Origin of the sequence: Sorangium sp. So ce131 (assembly GCF_051519095.1) — a bacterium.
Classification (GTDB): Bacteria; Myxococcota_A; Polyangia; order Polyangiales; family Polyangiaceae; genus Sorangium.
In genome coordinates this window covers 11046361-11067420 of sequence record NZ_CP150455.1, presented here as the reverse complement: position 1 = coordinate 11067420, position 21060 = coordinate 11046361, and the positions used below count along the sequence as shown (strand labels likewise).

20 protein-coding genes and 2 pseudogenes are annotated in these 21060 nt (G+C 72.1%); 15 read left to right on the top strand and 7 right to left on the bottom strand.

From position 1 onward, the window contains the following. Positions 1-85 precede the first annotated feature (85 nt). From WMF43_RS40300 to WMF43_RS40275, 6 genes are all read left to right on the top strand, one after another. Positions 86-1399 carry an AAA family ATPase gene (locus WMF43_RS40300; RefSeq protein ID WP_437673196.1) on the top strand — a complete coding sequence of 438 codons (1314 nt, stop codon included), beginning with the start codon at positions 86-88 and terminating at the stop codon, positions 1397-1399. Continuing rightward, positions 1396-2037 (top strand): DUF4276 family protein, encoded by a 642-nt coding sequence (locus WMF43_RS40295; protein ID WP_437673195.1) that lies wholly within the window; start codon positions 1396-1398, stop codon positions 2035-2037. The genes WMF43_RS40300 and WMF43_RS40295 overlap by 4 nt, the downstream gene beginning before the upstream one ends. Positions 2038-2508: 471 nt before the next feature. Further along, on the top strand, positions 2509-3216 hold the full coding sequence (locus WMF43_RS40290) for a hypothetical protein (protein ID WP_437673194.1): 708 nt from the start codon (positions 2509-2511) through the stop codon (positions 3214-3216). 19 nt (positions 3217-3235) lie between these two features. After that, positions 3236-3745, top strand: a complete 510-nt coding sequence (locus WMF43_RS40285) for an RNA polymerase sigma factor (RefSeq protein ID WP_437673193.1) — start codon at positions 3236-3238, stop codon at positions 3743-3745. Further along, positions 3742-4506, top strand: coding sequence for a DUF4384 domain-containing protein (locus tag WMF43_RS40280; RefSeq protein ID WP_437673192.1), 765 nt, complete (start codon positions 3742-3744; stop codon positions 4504-4506). The genes WMF43_RS40285 and WMF43_RS40280 overlap by 4 nt, the downstream gene beginning before the upstream one ends. After that, positions 4503-6089 carry a caspase family protein gene (locus tag WMF43_RS40275; protein ID WP_437673191.1) on the top strand — a complete coding sequence of 529 codons (1587 nt, stop codon included), beginning with the start codon at positions 4503-4505 and terminating at the stop codon, positions 6087-6089. The genes WMF43_RS40280 and WMF43_RS40275 overlap by 4 nt, the downstream gene beginning before the upstream one ends. Positions 6090-6112: 23 nt before the next feature. On the opposite strand, the pseudogene WMF43_RS40270 reads toward WMF43_RS40275, so the two are convergent. Then, positions 6113-6721 (bottom strand): annotated as a pseudogene (locus WMF43_RS40270) (pectate lyase); the annotation flags it as partial. Positions 6722-8019: 1298 nt separating this feature from the next. Here WMF43_RS40270 and WMF43_RS40265 point away from each other — a divergent pair. The 7 genes from WMF43_RS40265 to WMF43_RS40235 all read left to right on the top strand — a co-directional run bounded on the left by WMF43_RS40265 (position 8020) and on the right by WMF43_RS40235 (position 14412). Next, positions 8020-10689 (top strand): hypothetical protein, encoded by a 2670-nt coding sequence (locus tag WMF43_RS40265; RefSeq protein ID WP_437673190.1) that lies wholly within the window; start codon positions 8020-8022, stop codon positions 10687-10689. Between the two features lie 77 nt (positions 10690-10766). Continuing rightward, the gene (locus WMF43_RS40260; protein ID WP_437673189.1) at positions 10767-11639 is read left to right on the top strand and encodes a DNA-formamidopyrimidine glycosylase family protein; all 873 of its coding nucleotides are present in this window, start codon (positions 10767-10769) and stop codon (positions 11637-11639) included. Between the two features lie 347 nt (positions 11640-11986). Further along, on the top strand, positions 11987-12688 hold the full coding sequence (locus WMF43_RS40255; protein WP_437673188.1) for an Hsp20/alpha crystallin family protein: 702 nt from the start codon (positions 11987-11989) through the stop codon (positions 12686-12688). 84 nt (positions 12689-12772) lie between these two features. Further along, positions 12773-13339 (top strand): HdeD family acid-resistance protein, encoded by a 567-nt coding sequence (locus WMF43_RS40250; RefSeq protein ID WP_437673187.1) that lies wholly within the window; start codon positions 12773-12775, stop codon positions 13337-13339. 45 nt (positions 13340-13384) lie between these two features. Further along, a complete protein-coding gene (locus WMF43_RS40245; protein ID WP_437673186.1) occupies positions 13385-13744 on the top strand; it encodes an arsenate reductase family protein in 360 nt (119 codons plus the stop codon). A gap of 75 nt (positions 13745-13819) precedes the next feature. Next, positions 13820-14014, top strand: a complete 195-nt coding sequence (locus WMF43_RS40240) for a DNA-binding protein (protein WP_437673185.1) — start codon at positions 13820-13822, stop codon at positions 14012-14014. Positions 14015-14016: 2 nt separating this feature from the next. After that, the gene (locus WMF43_RS40235; protein ID WP_437673184.1) at positions 14017-14412 is read left to right on the top strand and encodes a type II toxin-antitoxin system death-on-curing family toxin; all 396 of its coding nucleotides are present in this window, start codon (positions 14017-14019) and stop codon (positions 14410-14412) included. A gap of 79 nt (positions 14413-14491) precedes the next feature. Here WMF43_RS40235 and WMF43_RS40230 read toward each other — a convergent pair whose 3' ends face one another. Beyond that, positions 14492-15256: an SDR family oxidoreductase gene (locus WMF43_RS40230; protein ID WP_437673183.1), complete on the bottom strand. Its 765-nt coding sequence runs from the start codon at positions 15254-15256 to the stop codon at positions 14492-14494. 19 nt (positions 15257-15275) lie between these two features. After that, on the bottom strand, positions 15276-16166 hold the full coding sequence (locus WMF43_RS40225) for an NAD(P)-dependent oxidoreductase (RefSeq protein ID WP_437673182.1): 891 nt from the start codon (positions 16164-16166) through the stop codon (positions 15276-15278). A gap of 170 nt (positions 16167-16336) precedes the next feature. Here WMF43_RS40225 and WMF43_RS40220 point away from each other — a divergent pair, with 170 nt between their 5' ends. Beyond that, a complete protein-coding gene (locus WMF43_RS40220; protein ID WP_437673181.1) occupies positions 16337-17170 on the top strand; it encodes a helix-turn-helix domain-containing protein in 834 nt (277 codons plus the stop codon). A 17-nt stretch (positions 17171-17187) separates the two neighbouring features. Here WMF43_RS40220 and WMF43_RS40215 read toward each other — a convergent pair. Continuing rightward, positions 17188-17397, bottom strand: a pseudogene (locus WMF43_RS40215) (dihydrofolate reductase family protein); the annotation flags it as partial. 231 nt (positions 17398-17628) lie between these two features. Next, positions 17629-18393, bottom strand: coding sequence for an SDR family oxidoreductase (locus WMF43_RS40210; protein WP_437673180.1), 765 nt, complete (start codon positions 18391-18393; stop codon positions 17629-17631). 138 nt (positions 18394-18531) lie between these two features. Here WMF43_RS40210 and WMF43_RS40205 point away from each other — a divergent pair, with 138 nt between their 5' ends. Then, on the top strand, positions 18532-19425 hold the full coding sequence (locus tag WMF43_RS40205) for a helix-turn-helix transcriptional regulator (protein WP_437673179.1): 894 nt from the start codon (positions 18532-18534) through the stop codon (positions 19423-19425). Positions 19426-19471: 46 nt separating this feature from the next. Here the strand turns inward: WMF43_RS40205 and WMF43_RS40200 are convergent, their stop codons facing one another. After that, complete coding sequence (locus WMF43_RS40200; RefSeq protein ID WP_437673178.1) at positions 19472-20152, bottom strand: hypothetical protein; 681 nt, start codon at positions 20150-20152, stop codon at positions 19472-19474. Then, a complete protein-coding gene (locus WMF43_RS40195; protein ID WP_437673177.1) occupies positions 20149-20820 on the bottom strand; it encodes a hypothetical protein in 672 nt (223 codons plus the stop codon). The genes WMF43_RS40200 and WMF43_RS40195 overlap by 4 nt, the downstream gene beginning before the upstream one ends. Positions 20821-21060 lie beyond the last annotated feature (240 nt).

The window sequence follows — 21060 nt, the reverse complement described above, 5'->3', positions numbered from 1 at the left end:
GATGAGGACGTCGCGCGGAAGAGGTGCGTTGGCGGGCTTCGCGGGACGGTGCGCCGGAGGGACGGCTGCGGTACGGTGGCCGGCGATGATCACGCGGATCGAGGTCGACGGGTTCAAGTCGCTCCGCGGCTTCGCGCTGGACCTGGAGCCGCTGACGGCGATCGTGGGCGCCAACGGCGCGGGCAAGTCGAACCTGCTCGATGCGCTGCATCTCCTGTCGCGGCTCGCCGAGACCGGCGTCACGGAGGCGCTGAAGGGCGGTCGCGGCGCGATCCGGGACCAGTTCTCACGGCTGCGGGACGGAGCGGCAGGGCGCATCAGCATCTCGGTAGAGATGCTGCTCACGCCGGACACTATCGAGGACGTTGTCGTAGACGGGACCGCGACGAGAGCGCTCTACAAGATCGACGTTGAGCGCGCCGTCCTCTCTTCGGGGATCGAGGACATTACGATCGAGGAGCAGCGAATACGCGCGCTTGACGGGCCGGCCGCCGACCCATGGATCGCACGGCACCCGGCGCTCGCGCCGATGGCGTATTACGGCACTCCAGACAGCAATACTGACGAAGGCATCTTCAGGCTAGAGGGCAAAAGGCCCGTGACCGGGCCAGATAGACGGGTGCTCCGGCAGCATCGCAACGGAACAGATTCCAATTTCTGGGAGGACCTCGGCGGCCCGTACCATAGCCTGCTGTCAAGTATTGTATCAGGAAACCTCCTGTCCGCCAGGATCGCGGAGGAGCTCCGCGCACTACGCGTCATTCACTTCGAGCCTTCCAAGCTTCGCCTCCCCAGCGATCGCGCAGCAGGCGCGGCTCTCGCGGCCGACGGCTCCAATCTCCCGACGGCGCTCGCGGCGCTGGCCCCGGAGGCGCGCGCCCAGATCCGGGCCGATCTCGCGGAGCTCATCCCGGGGTTCCGCTCGTTCGAGGTCGTTCCAGCCGACGAGGAGCTCCGGCTCGAGGTGGAGTTCACGGACGGCGCCCGCGTACCCGCACGGGTGCTCTCCGATGGCACATTGCGCCTCGTTGCATTGCTCACGCTCCTGCGCGGCTCGCCGCCCGGCGCGCTGATCGCCGTCGAGGAGCCGGAGAACGGCATCTACCCCGGCCGGCTCCGCGCGCTCATCGACAAGCTCGTCGACGCGACCACGCCCCGCGGCGACGTCCTCCCGCCGCAGGTGCTGCTCACGAGCCACTCGCCGGCGATCCTCGCCGCGCTCCACGGAAGGCCCGAGTCGCTCGTATTCGCGGATCTCGTCCGGCAGGGAGACGACCTCCGCTCCACGCGCATGCGCCATGTGCGCGCCAGCGACGGTCCCGAGCGCGACCCGAGCACGGTCTCCCGGCGAGAAATCGAGCGCCTCCTGGATGCCGCGCGCCCGGAGGACGAGGCGTGATCTGGCTCTGCGCAGGCGTCTATGCGGAGGGCCCCACGGACGACCGGTTCCTCTGCAACGTGCTCAACCGGATGCTGCCGCCGCTCGCCGTCGAGGTCTGCAAGGGCGGTTTCTACATCGATGACGCCCGGCGGATCAGCGAGCCGCGGCGCATGCGCGGCGCGAGCCGGGAAGAGCGGATCGCCGCGGCGATCGAGGAGAGCTGGGGCGAGTGCACCCTCTTCGTCGTGCACAGCGACGGCGAGGGCGCCCCCGATATGGTGCGGCGCGAGCGCATCGAGCCGGGCCTCGCCCGCGCGCGGCGCGCGCGCCCCGACCTCGTGGCGGCCGCCTGTGTGCCCGTGCGGGAGACCGAGGCCTGGATGCTGGCCGATCCGGAGGCGTTCCGCCGGATCTTCGAGACCGATCGGCACCTGCCGCTGCCTCGGGATCCGGAAGCGGAGGCCGACCCGAAGAAGGCCCTGGAGGCCGCGCTCTGCGGCCTGGGCGCACGGATGGGTCGCGGCGTGGAGGAATACTACGCCGTGCTCGGGGCCGAGGTGCGTGTCGATGCTTTGCGCCGCCTTGCGGCGTTCCAGCAGTTCGAGGAGGAACTTCGGACGGCGATCGCCGCAGTCGCGTCGCCGTCGGTCGACTGAACCGCTATGAGAGCGCCTCTGCGCCCTCCGGTTCGGTCAGTACTCGGTGACGGTGGCCGTGGTGATCCTCGATGAGGGCAGGCCGATGAGCAGCGAGTCGCCGATGTCGCTGTAGCGGGTGTTGGTCATCGTGACGGCGGTCTGCCCCAACCGGGTCTGCCCCAACCCGGGTCGGGCCGGGGATGGGTCGCGCCGGCCTCGAAATATGCAGTGGCACTGGAAGATGAACAATCGACACCGACCCGTGCCCAAACCAGACGCCCTGCGGTCTTTCTAGGTCGAAGGGGACGGCGACGGCGGTCCCCTCCCGGGCGCGCGCGCCGCACCGAACGGCAGGCTCCCCGCCATCCATCCACGAGAGATCCGGCCGCACCGGCCGGACTTCATCGGTATGGGCAGCGCCCGCTCGCGAGATTCAGTGTCTCGCTCGTTCGCCGTCAACATCGCATCTCTTCTTTCTGGAGGAATATCATGCAGCTTCGTTCGATCCTCTCGCTCGCTCTCCCGATCCTTCTCGCCGCGTGCGACGGCCAGGCGGACTCCGACTATGCCGGCGAGCCGCTCCTGACGCTTCAGGGCACCATCGTCAACGAGCTCGACGAGCCGCCGGCGGGGCCGGTCGACGCCGTGCTGGTCTGGAACATCCAAGGGAGCGAAAGCGGCGCCGAGAACTTCCCGGTCCGGGCGACGGTGACCGGGAGCTTCCCCGCGGCCTTCACGCTGTCGATGTACACGCCCCCGCCCGAGAACGCGCTCAACGATCTCAGCGAGGGCGGCCTCGTCGACGCCAGGGTCGGCATCGCCACCATCGAAGCGGCGCCTCACGAGGGCGAGGCCGGGGAGGGCAGCTCCCTCGGCATCGATGAGGGGCATGTGATCGTGTACGTCGAGAGCGACATGGACGAAGACGGCTTCTGGTCGAATTTCTTCGGCGGGCCTCTCGCCCCCGGCTTCCATGTCATGGATGTGTTCACCCGCGAAGACGGGAACGCGGTGGACGCCGAGCTGCAAGCAGCCTTCGAGGCGTGCGACGCCGCCGCGACGACGGAGGCAGAGCACAACGCCTGCTACGGGTATGACGCGAAGCTCAAGATCCGTCCCTCCGCAGGCGGGCCGGATACGGCGCTCACCGTCCGGATGGCGCCTCAGGAGGATTTGGCGTACCCGGACTGGCACTGAGCGTGATACACCCACCGACGTGGACGACCGTGTGGCGCTGGTGGCGCTGATCGAGGCGGCCTACCGGCAGCATGGACACCTCGTGCTCCGCCGCGCGCGGCGGCTCCTCGGGAACGAGCAGGAGGCGCGGGAGATCCTCCAGGATGTCTTCGCCTCCCTGCTCGACGAGCCCACGCAGCTCGACGGGAGGGGCCCGATGGTGGGCTGGCTGTACGGCGCCACGACGCACGCTTGCCTGAACCGCATCCGTGATCGGAAGAACCGGCTGCGGCTCCTCGACACCCACGTTGCGCCCATGCAAGAGGAGAGCGTCGCGCCGCGCGCCGAGCACGCGCTCCTCACGCGGGAGCTCCTCGCGCGGCTCCCGGTCGACCTCGCGCAGGCCGCCGTCCACTACTACTCCGATGAGATGACCCACGAGGAGATCGCGCGCGTGATGGGCTGTTCCCGTCGACACGTCGGCAACCTGCTGGAGCGGCTCAAGGCCACGCTCTCCGAGCAGATGAGAGAAGGGAGTCCGAGTCCATGACGCCAGCGCGACCCGACGGGTGCCTCTCGGATCTGAAGCTCGATGAGCTCTTGGCGGGCCAGCTCGACGCCGCCGCGGAGCAGGAGGCGCGCGCGCACCTCGCCGGCTGCGCGCGTTGCCCGGCGCGGCTGTCCGAGCTCGAGGCGGCGCGCGCCTCGTTCGCGGCGTCGGCGCCGCCCCTGCGGCTCGACCATGGCGCCCGGGCGGCGCGCGCGGCGGCGACGACGGCGCGCTCGCCGCGGCGATGGCTGGCGCCTGCCGCGGCGAGCGCGCTCGCGGCCGCCGCGGCGGCGGCGCTCCTCTTCCGCGCAGCGCCGGAGGAACGGAGGTTGGAGAGCCATGGTGAGCGCATCAAGGGGGCGAGCCGCCTCGGCTTCTACGTCAAGCGCGGCGAGCATGTCCTGCCCGGCGGCTCGGGAGAGCGGCTCTTGCCCGGCGACGCGCTCCAGTTCACGTACTCCAGCGCCGAGGCGCGCTACCTCGTGATCCTGAGCGTCGACGGGGCGTCGCACGCGAGCGTCTATTACCCGGACGGCCCCGTCGCCGCGCCGATCCAGCCCGGCCGGGACGTCCTCCTCCCGCAGAGCACGGTGCTGGACGACACGCTCGGCGCCGAGCGGATCCACGGGCTGTTCTGCGCCGAGGCGGTCGCGGTCGAGCCGCTCCGCGCCGCGCTCGCGGCCCACCCCGACGCGCCTCCCGTCCCGCCGGGCTGCGACGTCGACACGCTCACGGCGGAGAAGGTCGCGGGCTCGCCGTGACGTCCGGTCGCCCCGCGGCGCTCGCCGCTCTGGCGTGGGGTCTCGCCGTCGCCTGGGCGGCCCCGGCGGAGGCCCGCGTCGAGCGCTTCGCGGTGCTCATCGGCAACAACGCCGGCGACAAGGGCGAGGTCGAGCTCCGTTACGCGGAGAGCGACGCCGCGAAGATGTACGACGTCCTCAAGGACCTCGGCGGCTTTCCTCCGGCGAACCTGGTGCTCCTGCGGAGCGAGGGCGCGGATACGGTCCGTCGCACGCTCATCACGATGAACGACCGCGTCCGAGCGGCCGTATCGAGCCCGGAGACCGACGTCCTCTATCTCGTCTACTACTCCGGCCACGCCGACGCGAACGCCCTCCACCTCGGCTCGACGCAGCTCGGGCTGACGGAGTTCGAGCAGCTCGTCCGCGGCTCGGCCGCCTCGGCGCGGCTCTTGATCGTCGACTCGTGCCGCTCCGGAGCGCTGACGCGCGTCAAGGGCGGCACGAGCGCGCCCCCGTTCGTCATCAAGCTCGATCAGCGGCTCGCCGGGCAGGGCATGGTGACGCTCACGTCGAGCTCCGGAAACGAGGACGCCCAGGAGTCCGACGAGCTCAAGGGCTCGTTCTTCACCCACGCGCTCGTCTCGGGGCTGCTCGGCACGGCCGACGTGGATCGCGACGGCGCCGTCTCCCTCGAGGAGGCGTACCGCCATGCCTACGACAGCACCTTGCGCGCCACGAGCCGCACGTGGGCCGGCGCGCAACACCCCACCTTCCATTACGATCTCCGCGGCCAGGGGAAGCTCGTCCTGACGCGGCTGCCGGTCCATGCGTCGATCCGGAGCGCGGTCCGCTTCCCGCCCGGCAGGTCCTACCTCGTGATGCGCGACTCGAGCGAGGGCCCGGTGGCGGCGGAGGTGGGCGCGAACGACGCGGCGCGGACCATCAGCCTCCGCCCCGGCCGTTACTTCGTCCGGGGTCGAGGCCCCGACTTCCTCCTGGAGGGGGCGATCGAGGTCGAAGCCGGCCAGAGCGTCGACGTGGGCGACGACCGGCTGAGCCGCGTCATGTACGCTCGGCTCGTGCGCAAGGGCGGCGGGGTCCGCGACGCCGCGCACGGGCCGATGGCAGGCTACCAGCTCAAGATTCCCCTCCTCGACGAGGGCGCGCTCTGTCACGGCGGCTTCGTCGGCTACGGGATCGAGCTCCAGCACATCGGCCTCGCGTCCCGGCTCAGCGCGTGCCACGGCGCGTTCCAGAACGAGCATCTCACCGTGAACAACGATGAGCTCGGCCTGGACGTCCGCCTGTCCCGCGCCTGGGATCTCCCCGTGATCACCCTCGGCGTCGGCCTGGACCTCGGCCTCGCCGTCCTGCGGCAGCGGTTCGAGACGTCCGGGCGTGCGCCCGACCGGCATAGCCTGGCTGGGGCGTTCGGCGCCGGCGCCGGGGCGAACATCGATCTGCTGGGAGGGCTCTACCTCACCGTCGAGGCGGCGGGACAGACGTACGTGGTCAAGCAGCAACGCACGGGCAGCGACGAGAGCGCGCTCGCCTCCGCGCTGGCAGCGCGGCTCCGGCTGGGCGTCGGCATGAGCCTCTGACCTGCGCTGCCAGCGTCGCTCCGTCAGTACTCGGTGTTGTTGGACGTGGTGATCCTCGACGAGGACAGCCCGATGAACAGCGCGTCGCCGATGTCGCTGTAGCGGGTGTTGGTCATCCTGACGGTGCTGGTGCTGCTGTCCGTCCTGAAGATGGCCTCGTCCATGTGGGAGATGTCGCAACCGTCGATGATGACGTCGACCCTGAACGTGGTCCCGCCGTTCTGCCGGATGAACTTGCCGGCGTTGGACGCCCGGAAGTTGGAGACCCGGAAGGTGCTGGCGGCGTTGATCTGGAACACCTTGTCCTCGCCGTTCACGGCCGAGCCGCCGTTGAGGACGACCGTGCCAGACTCCTTGATCGTCAGGGCGTCCTCGCCGATGTCCTCCCAGACGATGTTCTCCAGCGTGACGTTCCCGTAGGTGTGGATGCCGTCCGCGGCCGGCGCGCCGAGGACCACGTTCCTGAGCACCGCGCCGTTCTCGAGCTTGAAGACCGGCTTCTGGCTCTCCGACTGGCTGCCGTCGCCGAGCGACCTGCCGGCGATGAACCGCCGGCCCCCGCCGTCATAGACCTGGCCGGACCGCACGACGATCGTCGAGTCCACGACCCCGCCGCTCCCGGTCGTCGTGCTGCCGCCGCTGCCGCCCGAGCCGCCGCCGCCGCCGGAGCCGCCGCTGCCGCCCGAGCCGCCGCCGCCTGACGAGGAGCTGGACGTCGTGCTGCTGGTCGAGCTCCCGCTGCCCGTCGGCACGAGCTCGATGTAGTCGACCTTGAGGTCGTAGTCCGTCGCGCCGGAGCTCCTGCCGGTGCTGACCAGCTTGAACTCGACGTTGCCCGAGAGGCTCCTCGTGCCGAGCGTCACCGTCCTCCAGCTGTCGCTCGTGGAGGACGAATAGCCGTCGAGGTCGCCCACCGAGGCGCCGTTCAGGTGGAGCTGATAGTTCCCGTAGATGTTCCGCTGAGAATAACGCACGACGACCCGGTACTCGCCCGCAGCCACCGATTTCGAGAAGCGGAAGTAGTCGCCGCTGGCGTTCGCCTTGAGCCTGATGCTGCTCGAGCTCGCGTCGAACCCGTCCCCCGACGAGGTCGACCAGGACTGCGACTCGGCCTCGATCCGCGTGGCGGTCGCGGCCTGGGCCGCCTCATCCATCTCCATCATGGCTTCCTCTTCCGAGAGGCAGCCGGTCGCGACGACGCCCACGGCGCCGAGCGCCAGCAGCACATGACGAGCAAACGTTGAGCGAAGGTTCATTGTCTCGATCCTTTGTCTAAGAAAGTCCTCGCGCCGCACTGGCGCCTCGCGGCGGCACCCGGACCGAGCGCGCAGAGCCGTCTCCAGATCTGCGCGTTCGGTCCGAGGTCCGCTGCGCTGCGCCGCGCCGGTGACAACCACCCCATCAGCAACACGCGGGCCACACGAGGGCTCGCCCGCGAGCGCTGTAACTCTACGATACTATTGGATATTTCTTGAAGATTTCCGCGCTGAGCCGACGGCTACACCCCCTTCGACCCGGCGGCGCGCGCGGCGCTGTCACGCGTGGTTGTACACAGCGTCAACCCGGAGTTGACACGTCGCGCGCTCGGCGGCGCCGCACATCGGGCTCTGGGAGCGCGAACGTGGAGCGCATCCGCTGACAGCTCGCCCAGAATCCATCCCTCGCCCCGCAAACACGGGAGGCCCACGCGGCGACCCCCCGCGACTCCACCCGCGCGCCGCCCCCTTAACCGCCCATCTCCTCCGCGAACACCGCCGCGATCTTCCTCCCCCCGCCGCCCCTTGAGGGCCACGATCCGGGCGCGCTTCTCGTCGAACGATCGGGAGGCAGCCACCCGGAGAGCGTACCGCAACCGCGCCCCCCTGCCTCGCCAGGGGCGGAGGTGTGCGCGGCCGCCTCTCTCCCCCGCCGCTCCTCTATCCTCGCGCCCATGGCGACCCGCCCGCCCGTCCTGATCCGCCTCGCCGGCGCGCTGGAGACCCGCCCCGTCAAGCTCGCCCTCTCGATCCTGATCCTCGTCTCGGTCCTGCCGATCCCGGCCCTCGACGACCAGCTCCGGCCGTATTTCCTCGGGATCTTCGGGGTGGAGCTCGTCCTCCGCGCCGTCCTCCTCCGGCACCAGCGGCGCGAGCTGCACGGGCGCGGGACGCCGCGCCTCGACGTCCTCCTCTTCGCGTTCGACGTCCTCGCGTGGATGAGCTTCCTGCCGCTCGAGCAGCTGCTCGACCCGCACGCCGCCCACGCCCTGCCGATGCTGCGGCTCTCGCGGCTCTTCCTCCTCCTGCGCTTCACCCGCGAGATCGCGCTCGACTTCTACGCGATCATGACCCGGCGCGAGCTGCTCGAGCAGTTCGGGCTCGTCACGCTCGCCGTCTGGGGGCTCGCGTTCGCCGCCGCCGTCCTGCTCGGCCACCTCGGGATCGCGCACGACTACGACGGCCGGGGCCCGGCGCCCGACGCCTCCTTCCTCGACCGCATCTGGTGGTCGTTCCGGCAGCTCGAGAGCGCCGACAACCTCGTCGAGCACCTCCGGGTGCACCCCGTCGTGGCCGCGATCTCGCTCGGGCTCACGATCGTGGGCGTCTTCGTCACCTCGTTCATCATCGGCATCGGCGCCAACGTGATCGAGCAGGTCGTGCGCGCCGCGCGCCGGCGGCCCGTCGGCTACGCCGGGCACACGCTCGTGATCGGCCCGGTGCACGGGGTCGAGATCCTCGTGCAGGAGTTCGTCCGGCTCTACGAGCGCCACCGGGCGCTGCGCAGCCTCCGGCTCGCGGAGGTGTGGCAGTGGCTCGTCCGCCGCGGACCCCCGCCGACCCGGCACGCGCTCCCGCGCATGGCGCTGCTCGGCACCGAGGACGACCCGCCGCCGTACCTCTACGCGCCGGGCATGCGCTGGGTCGAGTACCGGCAAGGCGACAGCGCGCAGCCCGAGGCGCTCGGGCGCGTCGGCGCCGCCGGGGCGAAGCGCGCGCTCATCCTCGCGCGGCCCGACGCGGGGCCGGACGCGGACGCCGTGACCGCCATGGCCCTCTCCTCGTTCCGCGCGCAGAACCGCCGGGGCCACGTGTTCGTGGAGGTGCACGAGAGCAAGAACCGCGAGCTCCTCGAGGCCGTCGGCGGGCCGGGGACGTACCCGCTCGACATGCCGCGCGTGCTCGGCCTCTTCCTCTGCCAGCACCTGATCACGCCGGGCGTCGAGGCGCTCTACGCCGACCTCATGACCGCCGACGGCTCGGAGTTCTACACGCACATCTTCCTCGGCGAGGACGAGGCCCGCGCCCTCGCCGCGCTCGGCGACGCCGGGAGCGGCGAGATCTCGTTCTCGCGGATGGCGCAGGCGGCGTACCAGAAGAGCGTGGTCCTCGCGGGCGTCTTCCTCGGCGACGAGGTGCCGCGCCGCAGGGAGGGCGAGCTCGTGCCCATGGAGGGCCTCGCGCCGTGGCTGAACCCGTCCCTCGACCCGCCCGAGGGGTCGCCGGCGCGGGCGCTCGGCGCGCGCGCGGGCCGGGTGCCCGCGGCGCGGCTCCGGGGGCTCATCGGCGTGACGGCGACCTACGCGCCGCTCCGGCGCTACGGGCGGGAGCTGCTCATGGGCCGCGGCGTCGCGGCGGCCGCGGCGGCGGAGCCCGGCGAGGCCGCGCGCGCGTGGGCCGGGCGGCTCTCGCTGCGGCGCGGGCACCTCCGGCGGGTGCTGATCGTCGGCTACAGCGCCGCGCTGCCGTCGCTCCTGCACGCGCTCGCGCAGTTCGTCCCCGGCATCGAGGTGACGCTCGTCCTCGGCGAGCGCGGCGACGAGCGGATGCCGCTCCCCGAGCGCCTCGCCTCGCTCGGCCTGGCGCTCCCGCCGGACGGCGCGCCGCCGGGCCAGGAGGGCGCGGCGCTCGCGCTGCCGCGCGGGGGCCGCGCGACGGTGTACACGCAGCGCGGGCACGACCTCGCCTCGCTCGCGGTGCGCTGCGCCGGCCGCGGGGCGCCGCCCGGCGCGGCGGTGTTCCTGAGCGAGCCCGAGGGGCTCGACCGCGACGCGCGGACGGCGATGCGGCTCATCCGCTTCGCGCGGGCGCTCGAGAGCCGGGAGCTCGCCCACGGCGGGCGGCTGCACGTGCTCGCGGAGTTCTCCTCGGTGGGCAAGGGCGAGCACGTCCGCCGCCTGCTCGACGCGGGCAAATGCGGCTTCGCCGGGCCGGATCGGCTGCGGCTCAGCCTGGTGAGCACGGAGCGGATCAAGAACTACTTCATGGTGCACAGCGCCTTCGTGCCCGGAGTAACGGCTCTTTACGAAGAGCTCCTCGGCGAGGGCGGGCAGGACCTCGTGCGGCTCGACGCCCCGCCCCCGGCGCAGGCCGCGGGCGCGCTCCGCTTCGACGAGCTCCGGGGGGCGCTCGAGCCGCGGGGCGCGCTCCCGATCGCGCTCGAGCTCGACGACGGCGCGGTCCTCCTGAACCCGGAGCCGGGCGCGGCGTTCCCGGCGGCGCGGATCCGCGCCGTGTACGCGCTCGCGCGGAGCCCGGACTGGCTCGCCGACGACGCCCTGCGGCGCGCGAGCGCCGGGGAAGGTGATCCCAGGCACGATCGGGGGTCGCCGGGCGGCGCCTGAGCGGCGCCCCGCCATTTTCTGTGGGCCCGGAGGCCTGAGCGCCATACTTTGCGGGCGAAGGCGCGTATCCTGGGATCGTGCCGGAGCGCCCCGACCTCGAGTACGTCGTCCCGATCCTCGCGCGGGAGCTCCGCGGCGCGGCCGTGGCTCGGGCCCGCGCCGACAGCCCGGTCGTGCTGCGCGTCCTGCTCCCGGAGCGCCTCGACGAGCTCCTGCCGGGCGCCACGATCGCGCGCGTGACGCGGCGGGCGCACGCCGTGGTGCTCGAGCTCGCCGGGGCGCGGGCGCTCGACCTCGTGATCTCCCCCATGCTGGCGGGCCGGTTCTCGATCGCGCCGCCGGGCGAGCCGCGCATCCCGACCGATCTCGCCTTCGCGCTGACCCTCGCGGACGGGCGCGAGCTCCGGTACCGCGACGAGGTGCAGATGGGGAAGGTCTACGTGATCGCGCGGGGCGACTACGACAAGATCCCCGGGCTCGGGCGCGTGGGCCTCGACGTCCTCGATCCCCGGGTGTTCACGCGCGAGGCGTTCCGCAACGTCGCGCGCGGGCGGCGCGATCAGGTGAAGGATCTCCTGATGGACAAGGCGGCGCTCGACGCGATGGGGAACGCGTACGCCGACGAGGCGCTCTTCGAGGCGGGGATCCACCCGAAGGTGTCGGTCAAGAGCCTCTCCGAGGAGGCGCTGGACCGCCTGCACGGGGCCATCGTGCGGGTCGTCGGCGACGCGACCCGGATCATCGCCGAGCGGGCGCCGGCGCTCGACGAGAAGCTGCGCGACTTCCTGAAGGTCCGCGGGCGCCCGGGCCAGCCGTGCCCGCGCTGCGGCGACAAGCTCCGGCGCGCGCCCGTGCACGGCCACGACGCGATCTACTGCCCGAGCTGCCAGCCGGAGGAGCGGAAGGGCGCCGCCGGCGAGCTCCGGCGGGTCAAGCGCGACCCGAGCTGAAGCGGCCGCCCCTCTGCGCCGCCCCGATCGCGGTCGGCCGGGCCGTCGGCGCCGCGTCACGCCAGCGCCGTTGTGGTGGTCAGGCGGCCTCTGGTCGAGCCTCTTCGCGCCTGTAGAGGAGCTCGCCTGCAAGGGGGTTGGGCGAGGGCGCTGGGTGATCCGTGGCGTGATGCGCCGCCGTCCGGGCGCGGCGTGAGGGCGCAGCGCGGGGCGCGGCGCCGGCGCTCAACGGGCCTCGTGTTGCGGTCACGCGCAGCGGGGCGGGGCACCGCGTTTGCAATGAGCTGCCGTGAAAGGGGGTTGTCATGAGAGAACAGCAACGTCAGCAGACGAGTCAGGATGTCTCCATGGCCGGGCCGCAGCAGGGCAAGCAGAGCGGCCAGGCGGCGGGGCAGGCTCCCTCGCAGGCCGCCGGCGGCGGGCAGTCCGCCGGGCTGCAGCGCCAGCAGGGCGGCCGTCAGCTCGGGCGGTACGGCGCGGCGGGCGGCGGCTTCGGCCCGTTCTCGATGATGCGCCGGATGATGGAGGACATGGATCGCCTGTTCGAGGACTTCGGCTTCGGCGGCGCGCTCTCGCCGTTCGGCCAGCCCCGCTCGCTCGCTCCGCAGGGCGGCGGGCGGGCCCTGTCGTCGTCCGTCGGCGGCCTCTGGTCACCGCACATCGAGGTGAGCGAGCGCGAGGGTCAGATCCTCGTGAAGGCGGATCTCCCGGGCGTGGCGAGGGACGACGTCCGGGTGGAGCTGCTCGAGGACGCCTTGCTCATCGAGGGCGAGCGCCGGCAGGAGCACCAGGAGCAGCGCGGGGGCATGAGCTACACCGAGCGCAGCTACGGCACCTTCGCGCGCACGATCCCGGTGCCCCAGGGCGTGCAGCCCGACGACGTGAACGCCACGTTCGAGAACGGCGTGCTCGAGATCGCCCTGAAGCTGCCGCAGCAGCAGCAGCGCGGGCGCACGGTCCAGATCAAGGCCGGCGGCGCGTCCTCGGCGCAGGGGGCGGGCTCGAACGGCAATCAGGCGACGCCCGAGAAGGGGCAGCAGCCTAGCTAGATGAGCGGAGTTCCGGCGCGGGCGTGCGGCGGCACGTCGCCGCCCGCCCGCTGCCTGGGCGGAGGGCAAATCATGATAAGCCACATGGTTCGAAACTGGTGGGCGCCGGTCATCCGCGGCGTCCTCGCGATGATCTTCGGCGTGCTCGCGATTGCCATGCCGAGCATCAGCCTTTATGTGCTGGTCCTCCTCTTCGGCGGGTACGCCCTGGCCGAGGGCATGGTGAGCCTGCTCGGCGCGGCCCGCGGCGGCTACGCGGAGCAGCGGTGGTGGGTGCTGCTCCTCGAGGGGATCGTGAGCATCGGCGTCGCGCTCATCACGCTGCTCTCGCCCGGCATCACCGCCGTCGCGCTCGTCCTCTGGATCGGCGCGTGGGCGATCGTGACGGGCGTGCTCAAGATCGCCGCGGCCGTCCGGCTCCGCAAGGTCATCGAGGGGGAGTGGCTGCTCGGCCTCGCCGGGGTGCTCTCCATCGCCGTCGGCGTGCTCCTGTTCATCGCTCCCGGGGCCGGCGCGCTCGCGCTGGTCACCTGGATCGGCGCCTATGCGCTCGTCTTCGGCGCCTTCCTGATCGCGCTCGGCCTCCGGCTGCGATCCCTCGGCGCCGCCGCGGTGGGCGGCGCGGCCGGTCCTCTCCACCACGGGACCTGAGCCACCACGGGACCTGAGCCGCGTGGTAAGGTGGGCCCGGCGCGTATGATCCAGATCTTCGGCACCGCCAAGTGCAAGGCGACGCGGGCAGCGCAGCGGTTCTTCGCGGACCGGGGCATCAAGGTGCAGGTCGTCGAGCTGCGCGAGAAGGGCCTCTCGAAGGGGGAGCTCGCGAGCGTGGCGCGCGCGGTGGGCGGCGTGCGCGCGCTCTACGACGCCGACGGCGCGCGGGTGAAGGAGCGCGGCCTGCAGCACCTCGGCCCGAGCGAGGCGCGGATCGCCGAGCTCCTCGCCGAGGATCCGCTGCTGCTCCGCACGCCCATCGTGCGCGACGGCCCGCGCGCCGCGGTCGGCGCGGCCGAGGCGACGTGGAAGGCCTTCGCGGAGGCGGCGAAGGCGGGGTAGCGCTGGAGCGCTTCGGGAGAGCCGGAGCTCGGCGCCACGTCGACGCGCACGGCAGCCCGGGGTAGGATCAGGTCCATGAAGCTCGCCATCGACCTGTCACCCTCCCAGGCTGACCGCCTCCGCGAGCGCGCGAAGAGCCTCGGGCTGCAGCCGGAAGAGCTGGCGCGTGCAGCTGTGGCCGATCTGCTGACCACCCCGGATGACGAGTTCCGCGACGCTGCCGAGGCCGTCCTCCAGAAGAACGCGGAGCTCTACAGGCGGCTCGCCTGAGCATGCGTTATTTGACCTTGCCCGAGGTCATCTTCCTCCACGAGCGGGTCCTTGAGGCGAGCGGCGGCGCGGCGGGCGTGCGTGACCTTCGGGCGCTCGAGGCAGCTGTGGCCCAGCCGAAGGCGACCTTCGGAGGTGAGGATCTCTATCCCACCGCCCTCGCCAAGGCGGCAACGCTCTGTTTCTCGCTCGTGCAAGGCCACCCCTTCGTCGACGGGAACAAGCGCGTGGGCCACGCGTCGATGGATGTCTTTCTCATGCTGAACGGCTACTATCTCGACGCGGACGTCGATGAGCAGGAGCGCATCATGCTCGCGCTTGCCTCCGGCTCTCTACCTCGCGACGGATTGCTCGCCTGGCTGGAGCAACATGCTCGTCGACGGGAGCGGCCTGCCTGACGAGGCACGGCAGCCTGCGGCCTGCGGCGGCGATCACAGGTCAGCCAACGCGTCGGGTCGTAGCGCTCCCGTCGCGCCGCTACGGGTGGGGCGGGACAAGCCCCTGGCCCAGGCCGCCGTCGACGGGCAGCTCGGCGCCGGTGGTGAAGGTCGCCTCGAAGGCGAGGAACAACACCGCGCGGGCCACCTCGTCGGACGCGCCGATGCGCTTCATGGGGGTGATGTCGTTGCCCTCCTTCTCGAAGGACGCGAGCAGCTCCTCGGACGCCCCGGCGATGCCCATCGTCGGCGTCTTGATGAACCCCGGGCTCACCGCGTTCACGCGGATCCCGCGGGGCAGGAGCTCGGCGGCGAAGGCGCGCGTGAACGCGCGGAGCGCGGCCTTCGACCCGGAATAGGCGCTCATGCCGGCGGTGCCCCCGTCGCTCGCGATGGAGGTGGTGACGACGATGGAGCCGCCGTCCCGGATCAGCGGCGAAAGGCGCTGCACCGTGAAGAAGGCGCCCTTCGTGTTGATGTCGAACGTCTTGTCGAACGAGGCCTCGGTCACCAGATCGAACGGCCCGAGGCTCGCGAAGCCGGCGTTGACGAACAAGAGGTCGATCGCGCCGAGCTTGTCTTTCACTATCGCGCCGAGCGCGTCGATGTCCGAGAGGCTCGACGTGTCGGAGCGCACGACGTGCGCCTCCGGACCGAGCTCGCGCCGCGCCGCCGCGAGGTTGGCCTCGTTCTGGCCGGTGAGCAGCACCTCGGCGCCTCCGTCGAGGAGCGCCTTGACGGTGGCGAGCCCCATGCCGTGGGTCCCGCCGGTGACCACGACCTTCTTTCCGGCGTAGCGATTCATGGCGTCTCCTTTCTGCATGTCAGGCGCCCTCACGGAGCACCTTCATCAGCGCGGAAGGCCCCTCGTTTCCGTACCCTGCGGCCACCCCCTTCCTGAACAGCGCCGAGGCGAACGCCGGGAGCGCGGGATCGAGCCCCGCTTCCCTGGACTGACGCAGGAGGAGGTCGAGGGCCTTTGCACAGAGCTCCAGCGTGGCCTCGGAAGACTCGTACGTTCCGGCCTGGATGGAGTCTGCGTCGTGCTTGATCATCCCGCCGATCGCCGGAGCGACGCCGGCGAACATGGCGCCGAGGTCGGCCACGCGGAGGCCCTCGGCCTCGCAGATGCGCGCGCCGTGGTAGAAGCCCACGAGCCCCGCGAACAGGTGCGAGAGGAACGCGAGGTCCACGGCGGACGCCGCGCCGACCTTCCCCCCGAGGTACGTCACGGTCCCGGCCATGCTCTCGAGCAGCGGCTTGCCCTTCCGGAACGCCGTCTCCGAGCCCGAGGCGAGGATGGTGCTCTCGGGCCGTCCGATCTGGCTCGGGGTCGCGAGGATGGCGCCGTCGAGGTAGTCGGCGCCGTGTTGCCTCGCCCAGGCCTCGGCGTCGCGGGCCTCCTGCGGTGTCCCCGTGCTCAGCTGGACGAGCACCTTGCCGGCGAGGGCGGCGGCGGCCTCCGGCGCCTCCAGCGCGCGGTACGTCGACGGGTAGTCGGTGACACAGACGACGACGACCGCGCTCGCCTGCGCCGCGTGCGCCGCGCTCGACGCCAGCGCCGCGCCCTCCGCGGCGAGCGGCTCGGCCTTCGAGCGCGTCCGGTTCCAGGTGGTGACCCGGGCGCCGCGCTGGAGCAGCGCGCGGGCGAGCGCGGTGCCCATGGAGCCCAGGCCGAGGATCGAGACATCACCGAGCGTGTTGGTTTCGTTCATGCCTCCATGGTTGCGGCCTGCGAACCCCGCCGTCGCGCACGTTTGGACGCGCGGAGAGCACGTTCGGACGACCGGGTTGCGGCGGCCGGGTCGGCCGAGGCGGCCGGGGCACGGCGAGGCGGCCGCGGCCGCGTGGCGCGCGGCCCGGCGCCGGTGGATACTCGTGCGGGATGCAAGCCACCGGAAGACAGGAGCAGGCCGCGAGCGCGCCGCGCCCTCACCTCGGGCTGCGCGTCGACGTGCGCACGACCGCGCCGGGCGTGGTCGCGATCGACCCCACGCCCGACCATCGGCTGAAGGTCCACGCCGGGTCGCCGGTCAGGGGGTTCTGCGGCCGCACGCGGTTCGTCTACACGCGCGGCGACGTCGACGTCCTCCCCGCCGGGTTCTCGGACGCCTGGCACGAGGACGACGCCAGCACCTCGCTCGTCCTCCTGCTGTCCCCTTCGCTGCTGCGCCGCGCGGCGGTGGACATGGGGCTCGATCCCGACCGCGCCGGCCTCGAGCTGCAGCACCAGATCCGGGATCCGCAGATCGAGCACATCGCCTGGGCCCTCGACGCCGAGCGCAGGGCGGGCCACCCGAGCGGCCTGCTCTACACGGAGAGCCTCGGCATCGCCCTCGCGGTGCACCTGCTCGGCCGCTTCCGGGCGCCGACCAGCCTGCCGCGAGGGCTGTCGAGGCCGCAGCTCCGGCGCGTGACGGACTACATCGAGGAGCACCTCGATCAGGACCTCTCCCTGGATCGGCTGGCCGGCGTCGCCGAGGTCAGCGCGTCCCACCTCAAGACCCTGTTCAAGCGGTCGACGGGCCTGCCGGTGCACGAGTACGTGATCCAGCGCCGGGTGGAGCGCGCGAAGGCGCTGCTCCTGCGCGGCGATCGGCCGGCCAGCCAGGTGGCGCTCGAGGCCGGGTTCGCGCACCAGAGCCACATGGCGCGGTGCATGCGCCGCGTCCTCGGCGTGACGCCGGCGTCGGTGGCGCGCGGCGCGCGCGCGCGCTGACCTGCCGGCGCACCCGATCAGCCGCGGGCGGCGTATCGCAGAGCGACCACACCCTTGCGGAACCGTCGCTCCTCAACCAGCTCAAGAGCCAGCCGCACGCCATCCGGGAAGAACCGCTTTCCGCCGCCCACGACCACGGGGCAAACGATCATCTGGAGCTCGTCGACAAGGCCGGCTCTTATCGCGTGCGCGGTGAGCTCAGGACCGTCAACAGTGATGTCGCGCTCGACCAGTGACATGATCATCGAGTAGACCGACTTAGCCATGCATTTTATCTTTGACGATAACTCGATGGGTCAACCGAAGCCGCCGGACCAGGTCTGTCCAGGATGCCTCCGGAGCGGACCTGTCTCCCTGGCGCGAGGGACGCGTCGCTGGGAAGTAGAAGAAGCCGGCTCGCCGCGCGAGGAAGCCTGGCGCGGCGAGCCGACCCCTGCTGTGCGGAACGAGAGCGCCGATCAGACCTGCTGCGTCGGCATGATGGTGATGTGCGGCAGGTTCACGTGCCGCGGCAGGCCGACCGTGAAGGCGATCGTGCTCGCCAGGTCCTCCGCCGTGAGCCACGTGATCTGCTTCTTGGCGCCGGCGATCCACTCCTTGGCCGCCTCGTTGGTCATGTGGCTCTGGAGCTCGGTGTCGACGAAGCCGGGCTCGATGACCGAGACGCGGACGTGCTTGGGGCCGAGCTCGGCCCGCAGGTTGCGCGAGAGGTGGGTGACCGCCGCCTTGGTGGCGCAGTAAACGGCGAAGGTCGGGAAGACGTCGTGCGCGGCGATCGAGGAGATGTTGATGAGGTCCGAGGGCCCGCCCTTCGCCGCGGCCGCGACCAGCGGATCGACGAACGCGTCAACGACCCGCATCGCGCCGGTGACGTTGACCTCGATCATCTGCTCGAAGTCGGCGACCCGGTGCTCCTCGACGCCGGACGGCAACATGACGCCGGCGTTGTTGAGCACGAGGTCGACGGTGCCGAGCTCGCCGGAGATCACCCGCGCCGCCTCGGCGACGGCGTTCTTGTCCTTGGCGTCGACGGCGAGCGGGAGCGCGCGCCCGCCCGCGGCGCGGATCCGGGCGGCGAGCGACTCGAGGCGGTCCTTGCGGCGCGCGAGCAGCGCGACGGCCGCGCCCTGCTCGGCGAGCTTGCGCGCGGCGGCTTCACCGATACCGCTGGAGGCCCCGGTGACGACGGCGATGCGACCTGCGAGAGAGAGATTCTGGGACATGGTGTCTGCTCCTGGTTGGGTTCCCCGCTGGGGGGATGACCGCAATCTGGAGCTCCGCGGAGAGCATAGGAAGACGAGCGGCGAACCTAGGACTGGCAATCCCTGGATACGGGAGCGCGGGTGGTGCATGATGATCCCATGCCCGGGGCGCGCGCGATCGTGAGCGACAGGCGGAGCGAGCTGGCGGATTTCCTGCGAGGGAGGAGGCAGCGCGCCGCGCCGATCGCGGGCGGCGCGGCCGCGGCCAAGCGGCGGCGCACGCCGGGGCTGCGGCGCGAGGAGCTCGCGCAGCTCGCGGGGCTCAGCGTCGACTGGTACACGCGGCTCGAGCAAGGGCGCGACGTCAACCCGTCGCGCGAGACGCTCGAGGCGATCGCGCGCGTGCTGAAGCTCGACGACGACGAGCGAGGCCACCTCTTCTACCTGGCGCGGCCCGAGCACGCCGGCGCCGCGGCGCGGCCGGCGGCGCGGCAGGAGCGGCCCGAGCCGGCGATGGCGCGCGCCCTCGAGGCGATGCGCGTCCCGGCGCTCGTCATCAGCCCGCGGTACGACGTGCTCGCGTGGAACAGGGCGGCGTGCCGCCTGCTGGCGGACTTCGGCGACGTCCCCCCGCGGCGGCGCAACCTGCTCTGGATGACGTTCCATCACGCGGGCTTGCGCGCGCGATACGCGGAGATCGGTGTGGTCGAGAAGGAGGCCGTGGCCGGCTTCCGCTTCGACGCGAGCTCGTACGTGGGTGATCCGGAGTACGACGCGCTCATCGCGGATCTGCTCGAGACGAGCGAGGTGTTCCGGACGATCTGGGCGCGCCACGAGGTCCGCGCCAAGGTGAGCGGCATCAAGGCATTCCGTGTCGGGGGCCGGGGCGTGGGCAGCCGCGACGCCGACGGCGAGCCGCTGCTGCTCGAGTGGCACACGCTCGCGTCGACGACGGCGAGCAGGCAGCTGCTCGTCTACTACACGGCGCGCGCCGCGGGCGGGCCCGAGGACGAGCGCCGGCTCGCGGCGCTGTGCGAAGGCGACGACGAGTGAGCGATCAGGGCGGAGAGCCCGCTCGTTACGGCGGCGGCGCGCCCTGCTACATCGCCGGCGACGGCGGCTCGTTCTCTGGCGAGGCCGGCGGCGCCGGCGGCGCGTCGCCCTCCGGAAGGGTCGGCGGAGGGGGAGGCGGAGGCGGCGGGAGCTCGGGCGCCGCCGGCGGCTCCGGCCCGGCCGGCGCTGGATAGGTGAGATCATCACATGTCGCGCCGAGGCTCCCGACCGCGTCGTTGTAGTAGTTCATCGCGTCGAGCGCGTGCCCGTGCGCGCTCTCCTTGGCCGGCCTCGAGAGCCCGCCGAGCACCACGCCGGCCACGGCCACGGCGATCCCGGTGCCGAGGAACGCGGCCATGACGCCCTTGTCCTTGTCGTAGAAATAGAGCCCTGTGAACCCGCCGAGGCCCGCGACCCCGAGCACCGCCCCCAGCGTGGAGTACGTCGTCGCCGACCGGCCGCTCCGCGCGGCCTGCCGCGCGTGCTCGCGCGCCTCGGGCACGCAGCGCACGAACTCCTCCAGGCCCTCGTAATGGTAGCTCTCTGCCACCTTCTGCCCGCCGGCCCACAGCGCGAACCCGTCGTCGTAGCTCGCGGTGAGCTCGCCGCGGGCCACGTAGCGCGGGGCGTAGAGCGTGCGACCGCTGGTGCAGCCGAGCAGCGTGCAGCCGAGCACACACGCGGCCGCGGCGGGCGCCTTGGTCCAGGGCCTCTTCGCGCGGCTCACGGCGACAACCTTCCAGCCGTCGCCGCCGCGCACCGCGACCCGGGCGTGCGCGCCATGTCGTTGTAGGCGTTCACGCGGTCCAGCGTCACGGCCGTCTCCTCCTCGGCCTCCGTGCGCCCGACCGACAGCCCCACGGCCACCGCGGGCAGCGCGATGAGCGCGATCACCGCGGCCGAGACGAGCACGACGGCGACCGCCTCGCTGCCGCCGCCGCTGCCCTTGGCGCCGCTGCCCCGGGGCGTCGCGCTGCCGCCGGTCCCGGCGCTGCCCCCCTTCGACGGCGACGCGGGCACCCGCACCACGCTCCCGTGAGCCTGGTGGATGTGCGGGAGCGGCGCCGCCTCGCCGCGCCTCACGACGACGATGGGAGGGCCATAATACACCGGCACCCAGAAGCCCCCGTGGACGCTCACGCGCGAGGACGAGGCGCTCGGCGGCGTCGGAGGCGCCGCCCCGCCGGGGCTCTCCTCGTCGCCCGACCGGCACTCCGGCGTGTCCCCCCCGCCGATCTCCATCACCACCTCTCCGTCGCGGAACACCGGGCGCGCCCGCCCGTCCGCCGGTGGCATGTAGTCGGAGACGTACGATCCGCAGCCGGACAGCGCGCCGAGCGCGAGCACGCCGAGCGCGCCGTACGCGCCAGAGAAGGAAGCTCGAGGGATCTTCACGGGTGCGCGCGATGATACCCGCCCCGGCGCCGCCCTGCCTACGGACTCAGCAGGATCCCCGCGCCCGAGCGCTTCCCGCGGGGCTGCTGGAACGAGCTGGACGACCTCAGCCGCAACGAGCGAGGGTGGCAATACGGACACTGTGTGGCAATTTGCCACCCCCAGATCGGGGCGTGCGGCTGAAACGTGCCTGAAACGGAGCGAGAGCCCCTTGGCCTGCGGGTTGCCAAGGGGAGTGGG